Raw genomic sequence first — 22,321 nt, forward strand, 5'->3', positions numbered from 1 at the left:
GAAATCGGGGAGGGCCTCATAGAATCTATGAGGTGATTCAGCCTCAGCAGCTCCGAGTCCTCGTCGCCGTCCGGGACCACGGATCGCTCACCGCGGCCGCGCGGGCGCTGGGGTACGGGGTTCCGACCATCACCCACCACCTCGCGGCGCTCGAACGGCACTTCAAGGTTCAGCTCGTCGAGCGCGACCGCAGCGGCGCACGGCTCACGGCGCTGGGCACGGTCTTCGTCGCCGAGGCCGAACAGATCCTGATCCGGCTCGACCAGGCCGAACGCCTCGTGACGACACAGCGCGATCTCGGGCTGGCCACCATCCGGGTCGGCACGTTCGCGTCGATCGGGTCGCAACTGCTGCCCCGCGCCATCCGGCAGTTGGGTGCACGGATGCAGGTGAAGGTCGAAGTCGTCGAAGCCGAACCCACCGACGTCGTCGAGCTCCTGCACGCGGGAGACCTGCACGCGGGCCTGATCTACGACTCCGCCGACGATCCCGCCTTCACCTCCCCCGACCTCGAGCTCACGGTGCTGCTCGAAGAGGACTACCGGGTGCTCGTCGCCCGCGACGGCCCCTGCGCGGATCTCCCCGAGATAGACCTGGCCGAGCTCGCCGACGCCGACTGGGTCTGCAGCCGGGACGAGAACGAAGCCTCCGACCGGGTGCTGCGCCGTGCGTGTCATCTGCTCGGGTTCCAGCCGAAAGTCCTGATGCGCACCGACGACCTGAACATGATCCACGGCCTGGTCGCCGAAGGACTGGGCTGCACCCTCACCACCCTCTCGGCCGTCGACACCCGCTTTGCCGTAGAACCGCGCCCGACCGTCCAGGAGCTCGGACTGCGACGAACGTCCTTTGTACACGGTGGCAGCGCCGTCCCACCCGCTGTCGTCGAGCTTCAGCAGATATTGATGGAGCTTCTGCCACGACAGCAGGCGTGACGGCGGCGAACTCGAGGAGTGCTCACCGAGTACCGACCGTCTCGTCGAGGAAGCCGCCCGACTGGTGGCGCCACAGCTTCGCGTACGTCCCCTCGATGTCGAGCAGTTCCGCGTGGGTGCCCTGTTCGACGATCCGGCCCCGGTCGAGCACGATCAGCCGATCCATCCGCACGACCGTGCTCAGCCGGTGTGCCACGACGATCGCGGTGCGGCCCTCCATGAGCCTCCACAGCGCCTCCTGGACCAGCATCTCGCTCTCCGAGTCCAGCGCGCTGGTCGCCTCGTCCAGCAGCAGGATCGGCGCGTCACGCAGGATGGCGCGGGCCAGCGCGACCCGCTGCCGCTGTCCACCGGACAGTTTGATGCCGCGTTCGCCGACCATCGTGTCGAAGCCGTCGGGCAGCGCGTCCACGAACTCCGTGACGTGCGCGGCCTGCGCGGCGCGGTGGATCTCGGCATCGGTCGCGCCTGGCCGTGCGAACGCGATGTTCTCGCGCAGCGTCCGGTGGAACATGGCCGGGTCCTGGGGCACGTACGCGATCAGGCCGCGCAGGTCGGCCTGACTCAGGCGCGCGATGTCCTGTCCGCCGATGAGGACGCGGCCCCGGTCGACGTCCATCAGCCGCAGGAGCAGCCGGGTGAGCGTGGTCTTGCCGCCACCAGAACGGCCGACGAGCCCCAGCCGCGTACCCGCCGGGATGTCCAGGTCGAGCCCGTCGAACAACGGCTCGCCGCCGCCGTGCGTGAACACGACGTTCTCGAACTGGACCCGGGAATCCTTCACCCGCAACGGTTCCGGGAGTTTCAGGTCGAGCACGGTCGGCGGGTCGAGCAGCAGTTCGGTGAACTGAGCCGCCTCGGTGAGCGCGCTCTCCACCTGCCGGTAGATCTGGTTGAACTCGAACATGATCCGCGTCGCGTTCGCGAAGTAGGTGAACGTCACCACGATCGCCTCCACGGCGAGCCCACCGCTGACCCCGATCGCGACCACGAGGCCGAGCACGTTGGTGAGCACGGACAGCGGCGCGATCACGGTGTCGATGCGCAGGTTGTTGTAGTCCCACGACCGCAGTGCCAGCGTTCGCTGCTTGGCGGCACGGGACCGGTGCTCCGCGCCCTCACGCCGCTCGGCGGCGAACGCCCGCACCGTGTCCATGTTCGTGAGTGTGTCCGAGACGTGGCCGGCCACGTGGGCGATGGCGGCCTCGCGCTCGTCGACCAGCCGCTGGCGGTGGCGGATGAGCGGAGCGACCACACATCCCGTGACCAGGATCAGGCCGACCAGCACCACGACGAGCATCGGGTTGTAGCTCCACAGCACGACGCACGCGAAACCCAGCGGGATGAGGTTGGCGAAGATCTTGAACGTCAGCGTGTCCACGAAGTCCTCGAAGCGAAACGCGAAGCTCAGCACCCGCTTGGTGAGCGACCCGGCGAAGTTGTCGTGGAAGAACGCCGCGTCCTTCTTCAGCAGCTCGTCCATCGCGAGGGCGGACAGGTTCTCGATCCCGCGGCCGTCCACGCGGTTGAGGCAGTGCAGGCCGATGCGCCACAACAGTTCCGAGAGCAGCATGAAACCGCCGAAGGCCAGCACGTACGGCAGGACGGTGCCGAGGCTCGTGTCGCCACCACCCGCGAGCTTTCCCACGAGCCCGCCCACCGCCAACGGCGCGAGATAGAGCTGACACGTGACGCCCAGCGCGGGCAACCCGAGTGCGCCCGCGGAGTGGAATCCGTGGCGCCGCAGTTCTTTTCCGTACAGGCGCAGGGCAAGCGGCACCGCGTTCCTGCGGACAGGCCTTTCCGATCCTGGCAAGACCATCCGCCCCCTCCGGACACCTCGGCCTCCTCATGTTGCCGCAGAGGGCCGGGTGGCGGCGATCGAATATCGCGTGCCAGTGATCGGACTGTCGACGTCAGTCGTTGGTGATGTCGAGCGGAACGTTGGTGCGGCGAGTGACCAGCACGCAGACCACCGCCATGACGGCGGCGAGCACGCCGAGCACACCGATGGCGGGACGGAGGCCGCCGACGCCGGTGCCGATCGCCGCGATGAGCACGGGGCAGACGAACTCGCCGACGAACAGCGTGCCCGTCCACAGGCCGGTGCCGCGACCGCGCTGCTCGAAGTCCAGGCGATTGACCGCCCACGTCAGCAGCGTGGGCAGGAGCATGCCGGTGCCGAAGCCGGCGAAGACCGCGCCGAGGGAGATCACGGGTACCGAGGTGGTGGCGAACACGAGGCCGAAGCCGATGGCGGACAACAGGAATTCCACGGGCAGCAGCGCGCGAGGCGTCCGATGCGTCAGCCGGGCGAACACGACGCACCCGGCGGCCGTGGCCACCGACATCAGCGCGCTGATACCGCCGATCGCCGCCGAAGAGGTGAGGCCGACGCCGGTGAGCACAAAGGACAGTTCGACGATCAAGGTGTAGAAGACGATGCCGCCGACGAAGCTGACCGCACACGGGGTCAGCAGGGAGCGCCACGGCAGCGGCTGCAGGCGGCGCGAGGCCGGCCGTCGGCCGTGTTCCGCGGGCTGCCGGATGAGCACCGCGGTGAGCGGCACCAGCACGACGGCGACGGCGTACACCCAGAACGGCGTCCGCCAGCCGAGCGTGCCCAGGACGCCGCCGAGACCCAGGAACACCGTCGCGGACAGCGAAGCGACCAGGGTCTGCAAGCCGAGGTAACGACTGCGCCGGGCACCGGACCAGTAGTCACCGATCAACGTGGTGGCGCAGGTCATGATCGCTGCCTCGCACACGCCGACCAGGACGCGGCTGATCAGAATCGCTTGCAGCGACGCCAGATACAGCGGGGCGGTGCCGACGACCGCGTACACCGCCAACGCGATCAGCAGCAGCCGTTTGCGGTCCACCCGGTCGACGATCAGACCGGCGAACGGCGCGGCCAGGCCGATCATCAGCGCCGGAACGGTCAGCACCACGGGCACGAGGACGTCGGCGCCGGGCACGGTGGCGAAGGCCGCCTGCATCTGCGGCAGCACCGGGGCGATGAGCACGGCGCCGAGCACCGACAGGCAGCTGGCTGCCAGCAGCACGAGCAGCTGTGCCGTGCCGGGACCGCGGGTCTGCGCGAGCCGCTGGACGGGTCTGGAACTGGCGAGGGATTCCGACACTGTGCCCTCCGGCGGTCGGGCTGCCGATCGCCTACGACCTGCAGCACTGCGGAGAGTCTCGGCAGCGAACGGGTCGAGCGGAAATCACTTGTTCTGAGGTCCCCTATCAACCGGGCTGATGTCCTCTGCCGCCGGGTCGCCGACCGCCTGTCGCGCTGCCCGGGCCAGGACGTCGCGCAGGTAGAGGTGCTCGGGATCGTGGTCGTAGGCGGGGTGCCACCACATCGCCTCGATCAACGGGGCTACGTCGAACGGCAGTGGGAGCGCGCGTACACCGACGTTGAGCGGCAGCAGGTCGACGAGACGGCGCTGGAGCAGCGCGATCCGGTCGCTGCCGGCGACGAGTGCGGGCACGGCCAGGAAGTTCTCGACGACGACCTGGATGCGCGGCTCGATGCCGAGCATGCGCATCTGGCGCACGGCCGGCGTCGAGGCCGTCTGCCCGTGATAGGTGACGACCCACGGCAGGCGGTGCAGGTCGGCGACGGTGAGGCCGCGCTCGGCGATCGGGTTGTCCGACGCGACGACGGCGACCCACTCGTCGCGGTAGAGGTCGCGGTGCGGCAGGTCCGTGACGAACCCGTGTGGCATCAGCAGCAGATCGGCACTCAGCAGCGCCTGCTCGGCACGCTCGATGACCGCGGGTGTGTGAGCGGACATCCGCAACCGGGTGTGCGGCGCCTCGGCCGTGAGCAGACCCGCGACCGTGTCGCCGAGGGTGACGGTCGCGTAGTCGCTGACCAGCAGGACGAACTCGCGCGTCGACGACTGGGGATCGAACAGCGGCTGGGCGGTGAAGACCCGCTCCGCGCCGGTCATCGCGATGCGCACCAGCTCTCTGAGCTGCACCGCCAACGGGGTGAGCCGGTAGTCGTTGCCGACGCGGGTGAGGAGTTCGTCGTCGAAGTGGCGGCGCAACCGAGCCAGCGACGCCGACAGCGCCGGCTGGGACAGGCCCATGCGGGCGGCGGCCCTGGTGACGCTGCGCTCCTCGAGCAACGCGTCGAGCGACACCATGAGATTGAGGTCGAGGCTGGCCATGTTCACGTGCCCAGTATCAGTGCCGCTGATAGCCGCCATCACACATCTCGTCTTCCCGGAAGTCTCCGGATTGTCGACGGTGGGAAACATGACGGAAACCCCGCGGCCAGACCCCGCCGACCCCGAGGCAGCCATCGCCGCGGCGGCGAAGCGCTGCTCGAACTGGGGACGCTGGGGCGCGGACGACGTGCTCGGCACGCTCAACTTCCTGGACGAGGTCAAGCGGCTCGCCGGCGCCGCCTGCGTGCGCCGCGGCGTGAGCTTCAGCCTGGCTCAGTCGTTCGACGCCAACGGCCCCCAGATGGGCTGGCGCCGGCGCACCAACCCGGTGCACACCATGCTCGACACCGGCGTCGACGCCGAGCGCGGCACGCAGGGATTTCCGCACGGGATCGGCGGCGCCGACGACGTCGTGTTCATGCCGTTGCAGGCCTCGACCCAGTGGGACGGTCTCGGCCACATCTTCGACCACGGCACGGCCTGGAACGGCCGGCGCGCCGGAGACGTGGTCACCAGTGAGGGCGACCAGGTGACCGGTATCGAGACCGCGGCGTCGCCGATCGTGGGCCGCGGCGTGCTGCTCGACGTCGGCCGGGCGATCGGCCACGACGGCGAACTACCCGACGGCTTCGCCATCACCACCGCACACCTCGACGCCACCATCGCCGCCCAGGGACAGACCGCCCAGGTCGGCCGAGGCGATCTCGTGCTGGTGCGCACGGGCCGGCTGGCCAGGGCCCGCCGGGAAGGGTGGGGCGACTACGCCGGCGGGGACTCCCCCGGCCTGTCGTTCACCACCGCCGAGTGGCTGCACGACCGCGAGATCGCCGCAATCGCCACCGACACCTGGGGTTTCGAGGTACGCCCCAACGAGTTCGACAACGCGTTCCAGCCGCTGCACCAGGTGTGCATCCCGCACATCGGGCTGTTCCTCGGCGAGATGTGGGACCTGGACGCGCTCGCCGCCGACTGCGCGGCCGACGGCGTGTGGGAGTTCCTGCTCACCGCGGCCCCGCTCCCGGTGACCGGGGCCGTCGGCGCCCCCGTCAACCCCATCGCCGTGAAATGACCGAGGAGTTCCCGACATGCCTGCCGTGAACAACGTTCTCGTGGTCGGCGCCGGCCTGGCCGGCACGGCCGCGGCCATCCACCTGGCGCGGGGTGGTGTCGCCGTCGATCTGGTGGAGGTCAAGCCCGAGGTGACGGCGCTGGGCTCCGGGATCACCTTGCAGGGCAACGCATTGCGCGAACTCGACCGGCTGGGTGTCTGGGAGGCCGCGCGCGAACGCGGGTTCCCGTTCGACGTCACCGGCATCCGCGCGCCGGATCCCCAGGGCAGGGTGCTGTTCGAGGTGCCCGACGCCAGGACCGGTGGCCCGGACTATCCCGCCGTGATGGGCATGAGCCGGCCGGAGTTGGCCCGCATCCTGCACGACCGCGCCACGCTCGTCGGTGTCAAGACGCGGTTCGGCGCCACGTTCACCGAGCTGCGGCAGGACGACGCCGGCGTCGACGTCGCTTTCGCCGACGGTTCGACCGGCCGGTACGACCTGGTGATCGGCGCCGACGGCATCCGCTCGCAGACCCGGCAGCTGATCGGCGCCGATCTCGAGACCAAACGCGTCGGCATGGGCATCTGGCGCGCCTTCGGTCCCCGGCCGGCCGGCGTCACCCGCACCGACCTCTACTACGGCGGCCCGTCCTACATCGCCGGTTACTGCCCCACCGGCGAGGACTCGCTCTACGCCTACATCGTCGAGCCCGCACAGGACCGGTCCGCCCTGACCCCGCAGCAGCGGCTCGACACCATGATCGAGCTGTCCCGGGCCTACCACGGGCCGTGGGACGACATCCGGGCCTCGCTCACCGACTCCTCGCGCGTCAACTACACCTGGTTCGAGACCCACCTGCTCGATCCTCCGTGGCACCGGGGTCGCGTGGTGCTGATCGGCGACGCCGCGCACACCTGCCCGCCCACCATCGCCCAGGGCGGCGCGCAGGCACTCGAGGACGCCGCGGTTCTCGCCGATCTCCTGCTCACACTCGACGTCCTCGGTCCGCGGCTGTGGGCCGCGTTCCACGCCCGCCGGTACGACCGCGTGCGAGCCGTCGTCAACGCCTCCAACCAGATTGCCCGGTGGCTGCTCGACCACGAGCAGGGCGACCTGCCCAGCCTGATGCGCGACATCGCCGTCCTCGTCAGCCAACCCGCCTGAACGCACTCGGGGAGCCCGTTTCCATGACCCAGCGCCTGATCACCCACCTGCGACACGTCGACCTCGCCGTGCCCGACTACGCCAGGCAACTCGACTTCTTCACCTCCACCTGGGGCCTCAAGGCCGAGGCCGGCGACACCGGGCTGACCTTCCTGGCCGCCGAGGGCTCCCCCGAGCAGTACGTCGTCCGGCTCCGCGAGGCCACCGAGAAGCGCCTCGACCTGATCTCCTTCGGCGCGGCGACGACCGCCGACGTCGACACGCTCGCCACCCGGCTGGCCCGCGACGGCGTTCGCCTGATCACCGAGCCCGGCTCACTGCAGACCCCCGGCGCGGGCTACGGCTTCCGCTTCTTCGACAACGAAGGGCGCACCGTCGAGATCTCCGCCGACGTCGCGGTCCGCCGGCACCGTGCGATCGAGCTCGGCGAGTCGATCCCGGTGCGACTGTCGCATGTGGTCATCAACTCCGCCGACCCCTTGGGCACTCGCGCCTTCTACGAGAAGCACCTGTCGTTCGCCCTGTCCGACACGCTGACGCATCCGCGCATGGGCGACATGATGTGGTTCATGCGCGTCAACAGCTGGCACCACAGCATGGCGATCGCACGCGGCCCCCATCCCTCACTCCACCACGCCTCGTTCGAGATGCGCGGTCTGGACGAGTACATGCGCGGCACCGGCCGGGTGCTGCGCGCCGGTGGGGAGAAGATCTGGGGTCCCGGCCGGCACCTCGCCGGCAACAACACCTTCAGCTACTTCCTCGACCCCAGCGGCAACACCATGGAGTACACCACCGAGCTGGAGCACGTCGACGAGGACACCTGGCACCCGCACCTCTACGACATCAGCCAGCCAGAGGTGGCCGACCAGTGGGGAACGGCGAACGCGATGAACGAGTTCGTCGCCAAGCAGTCGTTCAACGACGTGGACAAGGGCCTGTTCGTGGCCCCGCCGGTCTGATGCGGTTCGCGACCTTCGCCGCCGGCGAGCAGGTGCGCGCCGCGGTCGTCTCCGACGCCGGACTGCACCCCCTCCCCGAGGGCACCACCGTGCTCGATCTGGTGCGCGCCGGGCTGCCGGCCGCGCGCGACGCCGGCACCGCCGCCCTCGGGGAGCCGGCCACACCGCTCGACGGCGGGATCCGGCTGCTGCCGCCGCTGACGCCACCGACCGTCCGGGACTACGTGACCTTCGAGGAACACGTCGAGGGCGTGCGCAGAAGCGTCGACGGCGTGGGCGGGGTGCCGCCCGAGTGGTACCAGGCACCGACGTTCTACTTCACCAACCCGTACGCGACAGTCGGCCCCTACGACGACGTGCCGGTGCCGCCGGGGTGCGAGCGGTTCGACTTCGAGCTCGAGGTCGCCGCGGTGGTCGGCCGGGACGGCACCTCGCTCACGCCCGAGCAGGCCGGCCAGGCGATCTTCGGCTACACCGTCCTCAACGACTGGTCGGCCCGCGACCTGCAGAGCCGGGAGATGAAGGTCAATCTCGGGCCGGCCAAGGGCAAGGACTCGGCCACCACGCTCGGCCCCTGGCTGGTCACCGCCGACGAACTGGAGCCCTACCGCGACGACGAGGGGTTTCTGGCGCTGGACATGCGGGTGTCGGTCAACGGCACCGAGGTCGGCCAGGACCTGCTGTCCAACATGGGCTGGCCGTTCGAGGAGTTGGTGGCCTACGCCTCCCGGGGCACCTGGGTGCGCAGCGGTGACGTCCTCGGCTCGGGCACCTGCGGCAACGGTGGCTGTCTGGCCGAGCTCTGGGGCCGGCGCGGCCGGCTCGATCCGCCACCGCTGCGCCCCGGCGACGTCGTCGAGATGACCGTGGAAGGGCTCGGCACGATCCGGAACCGCGTCGTGGCCGGGGCCGATCTTCCCCCGGTGCAACCTGCGCGCCCCCGGTCGCGCCGGCGAAAGCGCTCCACGTGACAGGCCGCGTCGCCGGCAAGGTCGTGGTCGTGACCGGTGCCGGACAAGGGCAGGGCGCCGCGGCGGCACGGTTGCTCGCCGCCGAGGGCGCCACCGTCATCGGCTGCGACCTCGAGCCCGGGAACGACCTCGACTGCCGGCAGTTCGACGTGGCGGACGCGACCGGATGGGCCGCCCTGGCCGACGACCTGGCGAACCGGTACGGCCGAGTCGACGGGCTGGTCGCCAACGCCGGCGTCACGTGGCGGGCCCGGCTGGCCGACCTCGCCCCGGCCGACCTCGCCAGGGTCTGCGAGGTCAACGTGACCGGCACGCTGCTGGGCATCCAGGCCCTCACGCCGCTGATGGCGGGCGGGGGCTCGGTGGTCGTCGTCGGCTCGGCGGCCGCGCTCACCGGGCACTTCCCCGTGGCGTACACGACCTCGAAGTGGGCGCTGCGCGGCCTGGCCAAGACCGCCTGTCTCGAGCTCGGCCCGAGCGGGATCCGGGTCAACACGATCCACCCCGGCTACGTCGAGACACCGATGACCGCGTCGGCCTCCCCGGCGTTTCGCACCGCCAACATCGCGGAGACGCCGCTGGGACGCACCGGAACCGTCGACGAGGTCGCGCCGCTGGTCGTCTTCCTGATCAGCGACGAAGCCTCGTTCATCACCGGTGCGGAGATCACCGTCGACGGCGGCCTCACTGCGCACGGTGGCGTCAAGTCCATTCGCGACGCTGTCGTCGGCCCGCGGTCGTAGCGTCGGATCATCCGTCAACTGAAAGGAACGACAGGCTGTGTTCGAGTACTTCTCCGACGGCCCGTACACCTACAACCTGGCCGTGGTCGCCACGCTGAACTCCGGCGGCCTCATCGACGAGGTCGACCGCGCCTGCCGGCCGATCCGGGACGCCGCCGCGAACGGCGAGGACGCCGGAACGCCCGAGTTCCTGCGGGCCTGGACGGCGCTGACCGACCAGCTCGTCGGGCAGGCCGAGGCGGCGGAGAAAGCCGGCCACACCCGCACGGCCGGGCAGTTGTACTTCCGCGCCACCAACTACCTCTCCCAGGCCGAGCGGATGCTGGCCCATTCCGATCCGAACCGGATCCCTGCCTACCAGCGGCTGCTGCACCTGACGCAGAAGGCGTTCGACCTGCACAGTCCTCGGGTGAGCCGGGTGGAGATCCCTTACGAGGGCACGACACTGCCCGCCTACTTCAGTCAGGCTCCGGCCGCCGACACCGGTCCGGCCCCGGTCGTCGTCCTCGTCAACGGGCTGGACTCGAGCAAGGAGCACCAGTACACCTCCCGCCACTGGGCGGAACTCGCCGCCCGCGGCATCTCGTGCCTCATGCTCGACCAACCAGGCACCGGGGAAACCCTGCGCCTGCAGAACATTCCCGCCCGCATCGACGCCGAGGCGTGGGCCGGCGCCGCAGTCGACCACCTGCAGACGCGTGAGGACGTCGACCCGTCGCGCATCGGCATCGTCGGCTGGTCGCTCGGCGGCTACTACGCCCCGCGCGCCGCCGCGTTCGAGAAGCGCTTCGCCCTGGTCGTCGCCTGGGGCGCCAACCACAACTGGGGCGCCGTGCAACGACGCCGCCTGGAGCGCGAGGGTGAGCGCCCCGTCCCCCACTACTGGGAGCACGTGCTGTGGGTGTGGGGGCACACCGACCTGGACCGGTTCATCGCCTTCGCCGACGACGTGCACCTCGACGGCGTCGTCGCCGAGATCACCGTTCCGTTCCTCGTCGCCCACGGCGCCAACGACCGGCAGATCCCTCTCGAGCACGCGCACCGCTCCTACGACCAGGCCGTCAACTCCCCCAAGCGCGAGTTGCGGGTGTTCACGCCGGAGGAAGGCGCGACCGAGCACATCGGGCTGGACCACCTGCCGCACGCGAGCACGTTCATCGCCGACTGGGTCGCCGACACCTTCGCCGAGTTGGCGGCTGATCGCCTCTCACGACGACCGTGAGCCGCGCCCTGGGTGCCTGCTGAGCTCGTCGTTCAAGTGCGCCACGAACGCAAGTGGCATGCAGACGGCTCTGTCCACAGTGGAAACATCACGCTCGCCACCACTCCACCAGGTCCGCGGCGAGGTCCTCCGCCTGCCTCGCGCCTACCGCGATCGCGGCTTCGATGAAGTTCGCGTCGATGAGGTCGGCCGGCCTGGTGATGAACGGGTCGGAGATGATCACGCGAACGCTGTGGCCGCGCTCGGTGAGGATCGCCTCCTCGCGGGCGATGCTGGGCGACGACATGGGCGCCACGATCAGCACTCGGCCCGGACCGTCGCCCACGAGCAGGTCGGCATTGGTGCCGGAACGGACACCGCCGTCCACCCAGACGGAATCGCCGACCGTCACCGGGGGCGCGACGCCGGGAGCGGCGGTGGAACAAGCCACCGCGACAGGCAGCGGGATGCCGTCTCGCGCACCCCATTGGCGCGCGGTCCCCGTGCTCGTGTCGACGGCGAAGACGCCGAGCCGGTCGGGCCACCGTCCCTGCGGCAGGGCGGCCTTCCACAACCCCTCCGCCTGCTCGGCGGAGATGGGCGGCATCGCGGCGAGCGCGGCCTGCCCGATGGCGCGCGGGTCGTCCGGGCGCGCTGTGGCCGTGCGTCGCAACGGGGCTTTGCCCGCTCCTCCGGCCTGAGCGTGCCAGGCCGCCCGCTCACGCATCCGTTCCGGAATCGTGGAGAGACCTTCGGGGTGCATCGTCAGCCAAGAACCGACGACGGCACCGGCAGAGGTACCCAGCACCACATCGGCTTCGGGAAGCGCAACTCCGGCCGACACGAGACCGTTCACCAGCGCCGCCGCCCACGACGCGCCGACCGGCCCGCCGCCTCCCAGCACCACCGCGCGACGCGAGGCTGGGTCGTTGCGAGAGATGTCCCGGTCCATGTGCTCGCTCCTCGACTTTTTCGGTCTGCCGAAGTCGAGGCTAGGGTCGTTCATCGCTGTCCAAATGGCATTTTGGAGACGGGTGATGGGCAAAATCGGACACGATTCGATCTTCACGCTGCCCTACCGCGCCGGCGTCGGTGTGCCGCCGGGGATGGAGGTGCTCGACTTCCCGCAGCTTCTGGCCAGGGCGCGCTCACACGGCGTCGACCCGTACGCGCTCAGGCGACCCGACTTCCACGTGCTGATCGCGGTGCTGTCCGGAACGGTGCGGTGCTCGCTGGACTTCGCCGATCACGTGCTGCGTCCCGGCGACTGGCTCTGGGTGCGGCCGGGACAGGTCCAGCGCTACGACTCGTCACTGGACGCGGCCGAGGGACGAGCCGTGCTGTTCCTGCCCGGATTCCTCGACCAAGCCACGGCTGAGCAGGCGGGCGTGGACCGAGGCACGTGGCGGCCCGCCTCGGCACCGGCGGACGCGAGGCAGGACAGCCTGCGACCGCTGCTCGACCTGCTGGAACACGAGTACGCGCTCTGGGACGGACTGCAGGCCGAACGCCACACCCAGGTGCTGCGGCACCTGCTCGCCGCGCTCGTGTTGCGCTTGGCTGCTGTGCACGGCGCAGACGCGGACCAGGCCGCGGGAGGAGAGGCCTTCCTCCGCTTCCAGTCCGCCGTCGAACAGGATTTCACCCGCAGCCACCGCGTGGAGGACTACGCCGCCCGGCTCGGGTACAGCGTGCGCACCCTCACCAGGGCCTGCCAGGCGGGAGTGGGCGTCGGGGCCAAGGGCTACCTCGACAACCGCGTCCTGCTGGAGGCCAAACGCCTGCTCGTGCACACGGACCTGCCCGCGGGCACGATCGGGCAGCGGCTCGGTTTCCCCGAGGCCACGGTGTTCACGAAGTTCTTCCGCCGCCACACAGGCCTCACCCCGACAGGTTTTCGCGCGGCGATGAGAGCACCGGGAATCCAGGAGTCCGCTCTCTCAAACCTCCGGAATATCGACATTCGCACGCGCTGTGATCGGCCGTGACGATCCGCAATCGAAACATTTTCCAAAAATCCATCTCCATTCGAGGCAAATTTTCGAGACGTTTCAGTCCAAACGCACCCGTTCGAGTGATTGCGCTGGATCGGTCAACAACCGAGCGTGACTGATCGTGTTAAGAAGGCCTCCTATCGGGGGTCATTCCACGCCTGTGCTCCATTTGGCGGTCCCACTCGGTGTTGACGGTTTGGCAGCGTACGAGCCGCTGAACGGGCTAACCGACTGATCTTGGTGTCCCGCTACGAAAGTTGATACGAAGGCCGATATTGGGGGTCTACTTGGACTGCGAGGAGATATGTACGACGGTGAACTCCAACCATTGTTGGAAAGTCTCTCCAGACGCCATCTGATTCCAGGTTCACAACTCGCCGTTCACCGCGACGGCATCACGCGCGCGGTCGAGTTCGGCGTCCAGCTCGCCGACGGGCCGCCCATGTCTCGGGCCGCACGGGTGCCGGTGGGCTCGGTGAGCAAGACCTTCACCGCGGCGCTCGCGATGATCCTCGTGTCGGACGGGGACCTCGATCTCGACGAGCCGCTCGCCGAGTACGTGCCCGCTGCGGCGAGCCTGAGCGACCGGCTCACCGCACGGCATCTGTTGAGCCACACGGGCGGTCTGCCGTCCGACTCCGACGAGGTGACCGCGTCGACGCTGAGCAAGCACGTGGCCGAGTGCTTGCGCCGCGCCGACCCTCTGCACGAGCCGGGTGACGGGTTCTCGTACTCGAACATCGGCTACAGCGCCGCAGGACACCTCATCGAGGTCGTCACGGGTATGAGCTGGTGGGAGGCCATGTCGTCGGTGCTGTTGCGGCCGCTCGGTGTGGCGGCGCACTTCGTGGTGGCGCCGGACGGGCCGCAGGACATCGTGCCGGGGCATGCGGTGAACCCCGAGCGGCACAGGGTCGTGCCGGTGCACCAGTCGCTCACGCTCGTGGACGCCCCCGCGGGTGCCATCGCGGCGAGCGCGATCGATCTGGTGCGGCTCGGGAGGATGCTCTCCGGCGACGGGCCGTGCCTGGTGGGCGACGCCGAGTTGCGCGAGATGCGGATGCCCGCCGACGGCGCGGAGCCGTTCGGGATGGCCGACGCCTGGGGGCTCGGCGTGGCGTTGTTCGAGGGCGGCTGGTTCGGCCACGACGGCACGGGCGACGGAACGTCCTGCCACCTGCGCGTGCACCCGGAAAACGGCACCGTGGTCGCGCTCACCACCAATGGCAGCACCGGATTCGCGATGTGGCGTGAATTGGCGCGCGAACTCGGCGTCGGTGACTACGACGCGTTGAGTGAACTGGGAGAACGCGCGACCGCGCCGCTACCGGACTGCCTGGGACGTTTCTACAACGGCGATACGGAATATTCCGTTCAGCCAGGTGAAAGCGCTCCACTACGACTCGTCGTCGACGGCGAGCCCTTCGCCGAACTGACGCTCTACGACGGACTTCTGTTCCGAATGCGCGACGTCGACACCGGCGATGACACCCAAACCGGACGATTCCTGCGCGGTTCCCCCGACCGCGGCATCGGCTGGCTCCAGGTCGGCGGCAGGCTCGCCCGCCGCGCCGCCTGACCATTCCTCACTTTTCCGACTGATCCCCCGGAAGGCTCCTTCCCCACCATGTTGCTCACGACGCTGTTCCGCGCCAGAGTCGCGGCCGACCCGCAGTCCCCCGCGGTCATCTCCCCGACAGGCACGATCACCTACGCCGAGCTCGACGCCCGTGCCAACCGGCTTGCCCACTGGTTGCGCGAGCGGGGAGCCGGTCCCGAACGGATCGTGGCACTGCGGATGCCCAGGTCGGCTGACATCGTCGTGGCACAGCTCGCCGTGCTCAAGGCGGGAGCGGCGTACCTGCCGGTCGATCCCGCCTACCCCGCCGAGCGGATCGACTTCATGCTCCGCGACGCCGCACCACTGCTGACGCTCGAGTCCGAAGTGGACACGAGCGGGCTGTCCGAGACCGATCCCGGTGTCGTGCCGGACCTCGCACACCCCGCGTACGTGATCTACACGTCCGGCTCGACCGGACGGCCGAAAGGCGTGGTCGTCACGCACACCGGGCTCGCGAACTTCGCGACCGCCGAGATCGAGCACTTCCAGGTCCGGCCGGGCGACCGGGTGCTGCAGTTCTCCTCTCCCAGCTTCGACGCCTCGGTGCTGGAGCTGTGCATGGCGCTGCCGTCCGGTGCGGCGCTCGTCGTGCCGCCGCAGGGACCGCTGCTGGGCGAGCAGCTCGCGGAAGTGTTGCGGGACAACAGGATCACCCACGCGCTGATCCCACCGGTGGCGATGGCGACCGTGCCGGACGTCCAGCTGCCGGACTTCCGCACGCTGATCGTCGGCGGTGATGCCTGCACACCGGAGCTGGTCGAGCGCTGGGCGCGGGGCCGCCGGATGATCAACGCTTACGGCCCGACCGAGTCCACGGTCGTGTCGACGTGGAGCGAACCGCTCATCCCCGGTGGCAGCCCGCCGATCGGCGCGCAGATTCCCGGCACCACCGCCCACGTGCTGGACGACGAGCTGCGGCCGGTGGACGAGGGCGAGCTGTACGTGTCGGGCGTCGGTCTCGCCCGCGGGTACCTGGACCGGTCGGGTCTCACGGCGCAGCGGTTCGTCGCCAACCCGTTCGGCACCGGCCGGATGTACCGGACCGGTGACGTCGTGCGCCGGCGCGACGGCGTGCTGGAGTTCGTCGGCCGTGCAGACCACCAGGTGAAGATCCGCGGGTTCCGCATCGAGCCCGGCGAGATCGAGGCCGTGCTGCGCGAGCACCCCGATGTGCGTGAGGCGGTCGTGGTCGCGCGCACGGATCAGGGGCTCAAACGGCTGGTCGCGTACGTCACCGGCGAGGCCGACCGGGCCGAGCTGCGGGCGCTGGTCGCGGCCAGGCTGCCCGAGCACATGGTGCCGTCGGCGTTCGTCGTGCTGGACGCGTTGCCGTTGAGCCCCAACGGCAAGCTCGACCGGTCGGCGCTGCCCGCGCCCTCCTCCCACGCCGAGACACCGGGGTTCACGGCCCCTCGGACACCGGCGGAGGAACGGGTCGCGAAGGTCTGGGCCGAGGTGCTCGGGCTCGACGCGGTCGGCGGCGACGACGACTTCTTCCAGCTCGGCGGCGACTCGGTGCTCGCCACGCAGGCACTGGCGCTGCTGGGCGGAGGGTTGTCGTTGCGCGCGCTCTTCGAGCACCGCACGGTGGCGGCACTGGCCGAGGTGCTCCCGGACGACTCGCCAGAGCAGATCCCGCGTGTCCACAAGGGACAGCCCGTACCGCTGTCCCGCACGCAGAAACGGCTCCAGGGCGCGGAAGGACCGGACAGCAACACCGCGGTCGGCGTGCGACTCACCGGACCACTCGACCTCACCCGGCTGCAGCAGGCGCTGGACGCGCTGGTCGCCCGGCACGACGCGCTGCGCACCACGGTGCACGGCGACACGCAGGTGATCAGCCCGCACGGCACGGTGACGCTGGAGTTCGTCGACGACCTCACCGCCGAGCTGGCGCAGCCGTTCGACCTGCGCACCGGGCCGCTGACGCGGGCGCTGCTGACGCGGGACCAGGTGCTCGTGCTGTGCCAGCACCACATCATCACGGACGGCCGGTCGGTCGCCGTGCTGCTCGACGAGCTGGCCAGGTTGTACGCGGGCGAGCACTTACCGCCGCCGCACCTGCAGTACCCGGACTTCGCGCTGTGGCAACAGGACCAGCCCACCCCGAGCGTCGACTACTGGCGGCACCGGCTCGACGGGCTCGAACCGCTCGACCTGCGCACCGACCGGGTGCGACCACCGCTGCGCTCGACGGCGGGCGCGGTGCTGCGCCGCCCGCTCGGCGCCGATCTCGTGCGCCGGATCGCGACGGTCGGCCGGGCTCACGACGCCACACTGTTCATGACGCTCACCGCGCTGGTGAAGGTGATCATGGCGCGGTACAGCGGCCAGCGCGACATCGCGGTCGGCACGGTGAACTCCGGGCGCGACCGGGCCGAGCTGGACGGTGTCGCCGGTTTCTTCGTCAACACGCTGGTGCTGCGGACGTGGCTCGACCCGGAGCAGTCGTTCACCACCTACCTCGACCAGGTGCGGGACACCGCGCTGGAGGCGTTCGCACACGACGACGTGCCGTTCGACCAGCTCGTCGAGGAGCTGCGGCCGGACCGGGACCCGAGCCGGACGCCACTGGTGCAGGCCGTCGTCGCGTTGCAGCAGCCTTTGTTGACGCGCACGGACTTCGGCGATCTCAAAGCCGAAGAGGTCGACCTGCCGCGCCCGGCCGCCCGGTTCGACCTCGTCACCGAGTTCTGGCCGCGCGGCGACGACCTCACGCTGACGCTGGAGTACAACACCGACCTGTTCGACGAGAGCACGATCGAGCGCATGGCCGACGACCTCGTCGCGTTGTGCGAGGCCGTCACCGCGAACCCGGACCGCGACCTGGTCGAGTTCGCGGGTGAGGCCGACGACGTGGCCCGCGTGCGCGGATTCCGCGTCGACCCGGCGGTGGTCGAGCAGGTCCTGCTACGCGTCGTCGCCGACGCGCACGTCGTGGTGTGCGACGGCCGACTCGTCGGTTACGTGACGCAGGCGAATCCCGCTGAGCTCAAGGGTTTCCTGAGCCAGGTGCTGCCGGACTACCTCATCCCGTCGTCGTGGGTCGTGCTGGACGAGATCGACCGCGAGAACCTGCCGGAGCCACCGGCACTGCGGGCCGACCGCGCCCGGTTTGTGGCACCTCGCACGCCGGTCGAGGCCGTGCTCGCGTCGGTGTTCGCTGAGGTGCTCGGGGTCGGCAAGGTCGGTGTGCGGGACGGGTTCCTGGAGCTGGGCGGTGACTCGATCCTCGCGATCAGCGTGGTCACCAAGGCACGGGCGGCCGGTCTGCACCTGAGCGCACGGGACGTCTTCCGGCACCAGACGATCGCCGAGCTGGCGCCGCACGTGCGTTCGGCCGGCGGCTCGACCGCCGAACAGGGCCGAGTCACCGGTGACGTGCCGCTGACGCCGATCCAGCGGTGGTTCTTCGAGCAGCACGAGCAGCCGGGCCGGTTCCACCAGTCGGTGCTGCTGGACTTCGCCGAGGACGTCGACCCCGAGCAGCTCGACGAGGCCGTCCGCGCGGTGGTGGAACACCACGACGCGCTGCGGATGCGCTACTCACTGGAGAACGGCGAGTGGTGCCAATGCATCGAGCCTGCCGGGCACTCGCAGCTGGCGGCCGAGATCGTGACGCCGCGCCAGGTCCGGTTGTCCGCGCACCACCTCGTCGTGGACGGCATCTCGTGGCGGGTCATCGCGGAGGACCTGCGCGCCGCCTACCGCGGCGAGGCGTTGCCACCGAAGACGACGTCGTTGCGCGAGTGGGCGGAGCGGCTCGTCGGCTACGACCGAGAGGGTGGGTTCGACGACGAGCGTGCGCACTGGGAGCAGATCACCGGCGGCAGCTCGGACACCGGCACCACCGCGAGCCAGCGCAGTGTCACGGTTCGAATGTCCGAACAGGACACCGCGCGGATCCTGCGCGAGGTGCCACCTGTGTACCGCACGCAGGTCAACGACGTCCTGCTGGCAGCGCTCGGTTGCGTGCTGAACGGCTGGACCGGGTCGTCACGGGTCCTGGTGGCGCTGGAGGGCCACGGCCGCGAGGAGCTCTTCGACGGCATCGACCTCTCCCGCACGGTCGGCTGGTTCACCTCGATGTTCCCCGTCGCGCTCGAGCTGCCAGAAGCAGGGTGGGGCGAGACGCTCAAAGCGGTTAAAGAGCAGCTGCGGGCCGTGCCGCGGCGTGGCATCGGCTATGGCGCGCTGCGCTACCTCACCGGCGCGGGCCTGCCGGACGTGACGCCGGAGGTCGGGTTCAACCACCTCGGCCGGTTCGACGACAGCCAGCGCGGCATGGACCTCGACGCCGATCCCGACGCGCCGCGGCCGCACGCCATCGACGTGGTCAGCCGCATCGAGGGTGACCAGCTGAAGGTCACCTGGTTCTACAGCACCGACTTGCACGACGAGGCGACGATCACGCGGCTGGCGGACGAGATGCTGGTGGCGTTGCGTGACATCGCCCGCCACTGCGCGAAGCCGGACGCGGGCGGGCGCACGCCGTCGGACTTCCCGCTGGCGCGCCTCGACCAGGCTGCGTGCGACCGGATCGCGCTGCCGCACGTCGAGGACGTCTACCCGCTCACGCCGATGCAGGCGGGCATGGTGTTCCACTCGCTGGACGGCGTGTACCTGCAGCAGACCAGCTTCGTCGTGACCGCGGACCCGGACGAGCTCGCGGCGGCGTGGCAACGCGTGGTGGACCGCACGCCCGTATTGCGCAGCAGCGTGGTCTGGGAAGGCGTACCGCAGCCGGTGCAGGTCGTGCACGCGCACACACCTGTGCCGATCCGGCACCTCGACTGGACGACCGGTGACCGCGCGGAACTGCTTCAAGCATTGCTGGAAACCGACCGCGCCGAAGGCATGGATCTCGCGACCGCGCCGTTGATGCGGCTGACGCTGGCGCGTCTGCCCGAGGGCGAGGTGCAGGTGCTGTGGACGTTCCACCACGTGCTGCTCGACGGCTGGAGCGTCTTCCAGGTGCTGTCCGACGTGCTGGGCGAGCCCGTGGAGCGGCCGCCGTTCCGCGACTACGTCGACTGGCTGCACCGTCAGGACGACGAGGCGGCCGAACGCCATTGGCGCGAGGTGCTCGGCGACTTCACCGAACCGACACCGCTACCGTTCGACCGCGCGCCGTCCGGCCGGCACGACTCGAGCACCACGGCGAGCCTGCGGATCTCCTTGTCTCCCAGGGAATCCGCCACGCTGTACACCTTCGCGCGCGAACAGCGGCTGACACCGGGCACGGTCGTGCAGGGCGCGTGGGCCGTGCTGCTCGCCCGCTACGGCGGCCGTGACGACGTGTGCTTCGGCGCCACCGTGTCCGGCAGGCCCGCCGACCTGCCCGGCGTCGACGACATCACCGGGATCTTCATCAACACCCTGCCCGTGCGCGTGGCCGTCGACGACCGAGCGCCGGTCGCGGCGTGGCTGCGCGGCCTTCAGGCGGCGCAGGTCGAGGCACGGCGGTTCGAACACGTGCCGCTGACCGACCTGCACGCGTGGAGCGGCGTCGAGGGCGGGGTGAACCTGTTCGACAGCGTGCTGGTGTTCGAGAACTACCCGGCCGACGGGCTGCCGCTGCGCGACCTCCGAGCGGTGGAGACGACGAACTTCCCGTTGAGCGCCACGGTGTACCCGGACACCGAGCTCACCGTGCTGCTCGGCTACGACCCCGCCGCGTTCGACGAGACCACCGCGCAACGACTGGGCGAGCACCTCCAGGTCCTGCTTCGCGCAATCGCGGACGACGCCGATCGGCAGGTCGGCGCGCTGCCGATGCTGACCTCGGGCGAACGCGAGCTGGTGCTGGCGAAGTGGAACGACACCGCGCACGAGGTGCCGGACCGCACGCTGCTGGAGCTGCTGGCGCCGCATGCCGAGGAGGCTGTGCGGTTCGAGGGCGAGACGATCACCGGCGCGGAGCTGGAGCGGCGGGCCAACCGGCTGGCGCACCGGCTGATCGCCGAGGGCGCCGGTCCGGAACGCGTGGTCGCCGTGTCGCTACCGCGCTCGATCGACCTGGTCGTGACGCTGCTGGCGGTGCTCAAGGCCGGTGCCGCGTATCTGCCGATCGACGCGGACCTGCCCGCCGACCGCATCGAGTTCATGCTCGGCGACGCCGACCCGGTGCTCGTGGTCGACACGCCGCTGGACGCGTCCGGTTTCCCGGCCACCGCGCCGGAGATCGCCCTGACCCCGGACCACCCCGCGTACGTGATCTACACGTCCGGCTCGACCGGCAAGCCCAAAGCCGTTGTCGTGCCACACCGCGGCATCGTCAACCGTCTCTTGTGGACACAGCACGAGTACGGCCTCACGCGGGACGACCGGGTGCTGCAGAAGACACCGGCCAGTTTCGACGTGTCGGTGTGGGAGTTCTTCTGGCCGCTGATCGCCGGTGTCACGCTGGTCGTCGCCAAGCCGGAGGGTCACCGCGACCCGGCGTACCTGGCCGACCTCATCCAACGCGAGTCGATCACGACCGTGCACTTCGTGCCGTCGATGCTGCGCGCGTTCCTGCGTGAGCCGGCCGCCGCCGGGTGCACCGGGCTGCGACGCGTGCTGTGCAGCGGTGAGGCGCTGCCACCGGATCTGGCGCAGGCCTGGTACGAGGTGCTCGACGTGCCGCTGCACAACCTCTACGGGCCGACCGAGGCGTCCGTCGACGTCACGAGCTGGGCCGTCGGACGTGACACGGACAGCGTGCCGATCGGCAAGCCTGTCTGGAACACCGCGCTGCGCGTGCTCGATCCCGAACTGCGTCCGGTGCCACCGGGTGTGCCGGGCGAGCTGTATCTCGCCGGTACCCAGCTCGCTCGCGGCTATCTCAACCGGCCGGGGCTCACGGCTTCGCGGTTCGTCGCCGACCCGTTCGGTCCGGTGGGCACCCGCATGTACCGCACCGGTGACCTCGCGCGGTGGCGTGCGGACGGCGCTGTGGAGTACCTGGGCCGCACCGACCACCAGGTGAAGATCCGCGGGTTGCGGGTGGAGCTCGGCGAGATCGAGGCCGTGCTGGGTGACGCCGTGGTCGTCGTGCGGGACGAGCGGCTCGTCGCCTACGTGACGACACCCGACGTGGAGGCGTTGCGCAAGACCGCGGAGGCCGCGCTGCCGGAGTACATGGTGCCGTCGGTGATCGTGCGGCTGGACGAGTTCCCGTTGAGCCCCAACGGCAAGCTCGACCGGCGCGCGCTGCCTGATCCGGAGTGGACACCGGTCGAGCACGTCGCGCCGCGCACACCGACCGAGGAGGCCGTCGCCGCGATCTGGGCACAGGCGCTCGACGTCGACCGCGTCGGTGCCGAGGACGACTTCTTCGCGCTCGGCGGCGACTCGATCCGCGGCATGCACGTCACGTCGTTGCTGCGTGACGCGTTCGGTGTCGCGCTGAGCCCACGCGAGGTGCTGTCCGTCCGCACCGTCGCCGCACTCGCCGATCTCGTCGAGGAACTGATCCTGCGCGAGCTCGAGCACACCGCTTCCGAGAACTGA

14 protein-coding genes are annotated in these 22,321 nt (G+C 70.1%); 10 read left to right on the top strand and 4 right to left on the bottom strand.

The genetic code is table 11. The features are described 5' to 3' along the window. Positions 1 to 32: 32 nt before the first annotated feature. Positions 33 to 935, top strand: a complete 903-nt coding sequence (locus tag ABZ345_RS05740; RefSeq protein ID WP_359843344.1) for a LysR family transcriptional regulator — start codon at positions 33 to 35, stop codon at positions 933 to 935. Between the two features lie 22 nt (positions 936 to 957). Here the strand turns inward: ABZ345_RS05740 and ABZ345_RS05745 are convergent, their stop codons facing one another. From ABZ345_RS05745 to ABZ345_RS05755, 3 genes are all read right to left on the bottom strand, one after another. Beyond that, on the bottom strand, positions 958 to 2,715 hold the full coding sequence (locus tag ABZ345_RS05745) for an ABC transporter ATP-binding protein (RefSeq protein WP_359843346.1): 1,758 nt from the start codon (positions 2,713 to 2,715) through the stop codon (positions 958 to 960). A 136-nt stretch (positions 2,716 to 2,851) separates the two neighbouring features. Continuing rightward, complete coding sequence (locus tag ABZ345_RS05750) at positions 2,852 to 4,078, bottom strand: MFS transporter (protein ID WP_359843348.1); 1,227 nt, start codon at positions 4,076 to 4,078, stop codon at positions 2,852 to 2,854. An 84-nt stretch (positions 4,079 to 4,162) separates the two neighbouring features. Then, on the bottom strand, positions 4,163 to 5,119 hold the full coding sequence (locus ABZ345_RS05755; protein ID WP_359843848.1) for a LysR family transcriptional regulator: 957 nt from the start codon (positions 5,117 to 5,119) through the stop codon (positions 4,163 to 4,165). Between the two features lie 88 nt (positions 5,120 to 5,207). Between ABZ345_RS05755 and ABZ345_RS05760 the strand changes: the two genes are divergently transcribed. The 6 genes from ABZ345_RS05760 to ABZ345_RS05785 are packed head-to-tail and all read left to right on the top strand — an operon-like array spanning position 5,208 to position 11,233. Beyond that, positions 5,208 to 6,188, top strand: coding sequence for a cyclase family protein (locus ABZ345_RS05760; RefSeq protein ID WP_359843350.1), 981 nt, complete (start codon positions 5,208 to 5,210; stop codon positions 6,186 to 6,188). Between the two features lie 16 nt (positions 6,189 to 6,204). Next, positions 6,205 to 7,335 (top strand): FAD-dependent monooxygenase, encoded by a 1,131-nt coding sequence (locus tag ABZ345_RS05765; protein WP_359843352.1) that lies wholly within the window; start codon positions 6,205 to 6,207, stop codon positions 7,333 to 7,335. A gap of 23 nt (positions 7,336 to 7,358) precedes the next feature. Beyond that, positions 7,359 to 8,297: a VOC family protein gene (locus tag ABZ345_RS05770; protein WP_359843354.1), complete on the top strand. Its 939-nt coding sequence runs from the start codon at positions 7,359 to 7,361 to the stop codon at positions 8,295 to 8,297. Further along, positions 8,297 to 9,268 carry a fumarylacetoacetate hydrolase family protein gene (locus ABZ345_RS05775; RefSeq protein ID WP_359843355.1) on the top strand — a complete coding sequence of 324 codons (972 nt, stop codon included), beginning with the start codon at positions 8,297 to 8,299 and terminating at the stop codon, positions 9,266 to 9,268. The genes ABZ345_RS05770 and ABZ345_RS05775 overlap by 1 nt, the downstream gene beginning before the upstream one ends. Further along, positions 9,265 to 10,011: an SDR family oxidoreductase gene (locus tag ABZ345_RS05780; protein WP_359843357.1), complete on the top strand. Its 747-nt coding sequence runs from the start codon at positions 9,265 to 9,267 to the stop codon at positions 10,009 to 10,011. The genes ABZ345_RS05775 and ABZ345_RS05780 overlap by 4 nt, the downstream gene beginning before the upstream one ends. 37 nt (positions 10,012 to 10,048) lie before the next feature. Continuing rightward, positions 10,049 to 11,233 (top strand): alpha/beta fold hydrolase, encoded by a 1,185-nt coding sequence (locus ABZ345_RS05785; RefSeq protein ID WP_359843359.1) that lies wholly within the window; start codon positions 10,049 to 10,051, stop codon positions 11,231 to 11,233. A gap of 88 nt (positions 11,234 to 11,321) precedes the next feature. Here the strand turns inward: ABZ345_RS05785 and ABZ345_RS05790 are convergent, their stop codons facing one another. Then, entirely contained in the window at positions 11,322 to 12,164 is an 843-nt protein-coding gene (locus ABZ345_RS05790) for a patatin-like phospholipase family protein (RefSeq protein ID WP_359843361.1), read from the bottom strand. 85 nt (positions 12,165 to 12,249) lie between these two features. Here ABZ345_RS05790 and ABZ345_RS05795 point away from each other — a divergent pair, with 85 nt between their 5' ends. The 3 genes from ABZ345_RS05795 to ABZ345_RS05805 all read left to right on the top strand — a co-directional run bounded on the left by ABZ345_RS05795 (position 12,250) and on the right by ABZ345_RS05805 (position 22,321). Then, positions 12,250 to 13,200: an AraC family transcriptional regulator gene (locus tag ABZ345_RS05795; protein WP_359843363.1), complete on the top strand. Its 951-nt coding sequence runs from the start codon at positions 12,250 to 12,252 to the stop codon at positions 13,198 to 13,200. Positions 13,201 to 13,510: 310 nt separating this feature from the next. Then, positions 13,511 to 14,785, top strand: coding sequence for a serine hydrolase domain-containing protein (locus tag ABZ345_RS05800; RefSeq protein ID WP_359843364.1), 1,275 nt, complete (start codon positions 13,511 to 13,513; stop codon positions 14,783 to 14,785). A gap of 48 nt (positions 14,786 to 14,833) precedes the next feature. Continuing rightward, on the top strand, positions 14,834 to 22,321 hold the full coding sequence (locus ABZ345_RS05805) for an amino acid adenylation domain-containing protein (RefSeq protein WP_359843366.1): 7,488 nt from the start codon (positions 14,834 to 14,836) through the stop codon (positions 22,319 to 22,321).

Source organism: Lentzea sp. NPDC005914 (assembly GCF_040629405.1).
GTDB lineage: Bacteria > Actinomycetota > Actinomycetes > Mycobacteriales > Pseudonocardiaceae > Lentzea.

Excerpts from the sequence above, each read along its gene's own strand:
- ABZ345_RS05755 (WP_359843848.1), bottom strand. The coding sequence starts at position 5,119 with ATGGCCAGCCTCGACCTCAATCTCATGGTGTCGCTCGACGCGTTGCTC.
- ABZ345_RS05760 (WP_359843350.1), top strand. The coding sequence starts at position 5,208 with ATGACGGAAACCCCGCGGCCAGACCCCGCCGACCCCGAGGCAGCCATC.
- ABZ345_RS05765 (WP_359843352.1), top strand. The coding sequence starts at position 6,205 with ATGCCTGCCGTGAACAACGTTCTCGTGGTCGGCGCCGGCCTGGCCGGC.
- ABZ345_RS05770 (WP_359843354.1), top strand. The coding sequence starts at position 7,359 with ATGACCCAGCGCCTGATCACCCACCTGCGACACGTCGACCTCGCCGTG.
- ABZ345_RS05775 (WP_359843355.1), top strand. The coding sequence starts at position 8,297 with ATGCGGTTCGCGACCTTCGCCGCCGGCGAGCAGGTGCGCGCCGCGGTC.
- ABZ345_RS05790 (WP_359843361.1), bottom strand. The coding sequence starts at position 12,164 with ATGGACCGGGACATCTCTCGCAACGACCCAGCCTCGCGTCGCGCGGTG.
- ABZ345_RS05795 (WP_359843363.1), top strand. The coding sequence starts at position 12,250 with ATGGGCAAAATCGGACACGATTCGATCTTCACGCTGCCCTACCGCGCC.
- ABZ345_RS05800 (WP_359843364.1), top strand. The coding sequence starts at position 13,511 with ATGTACGACGGTGAACTCCAACCATTGTTGGAAAGTCTCTCCAGACGC.
- ABZ345_RS05805 (WP_359843366.1), top strand. The coding sequence starts at position 14,834 with ATGTTGCTCACGACGCTGTTCCGCGCCAGAGTCGCGGCCGACCCGCAG.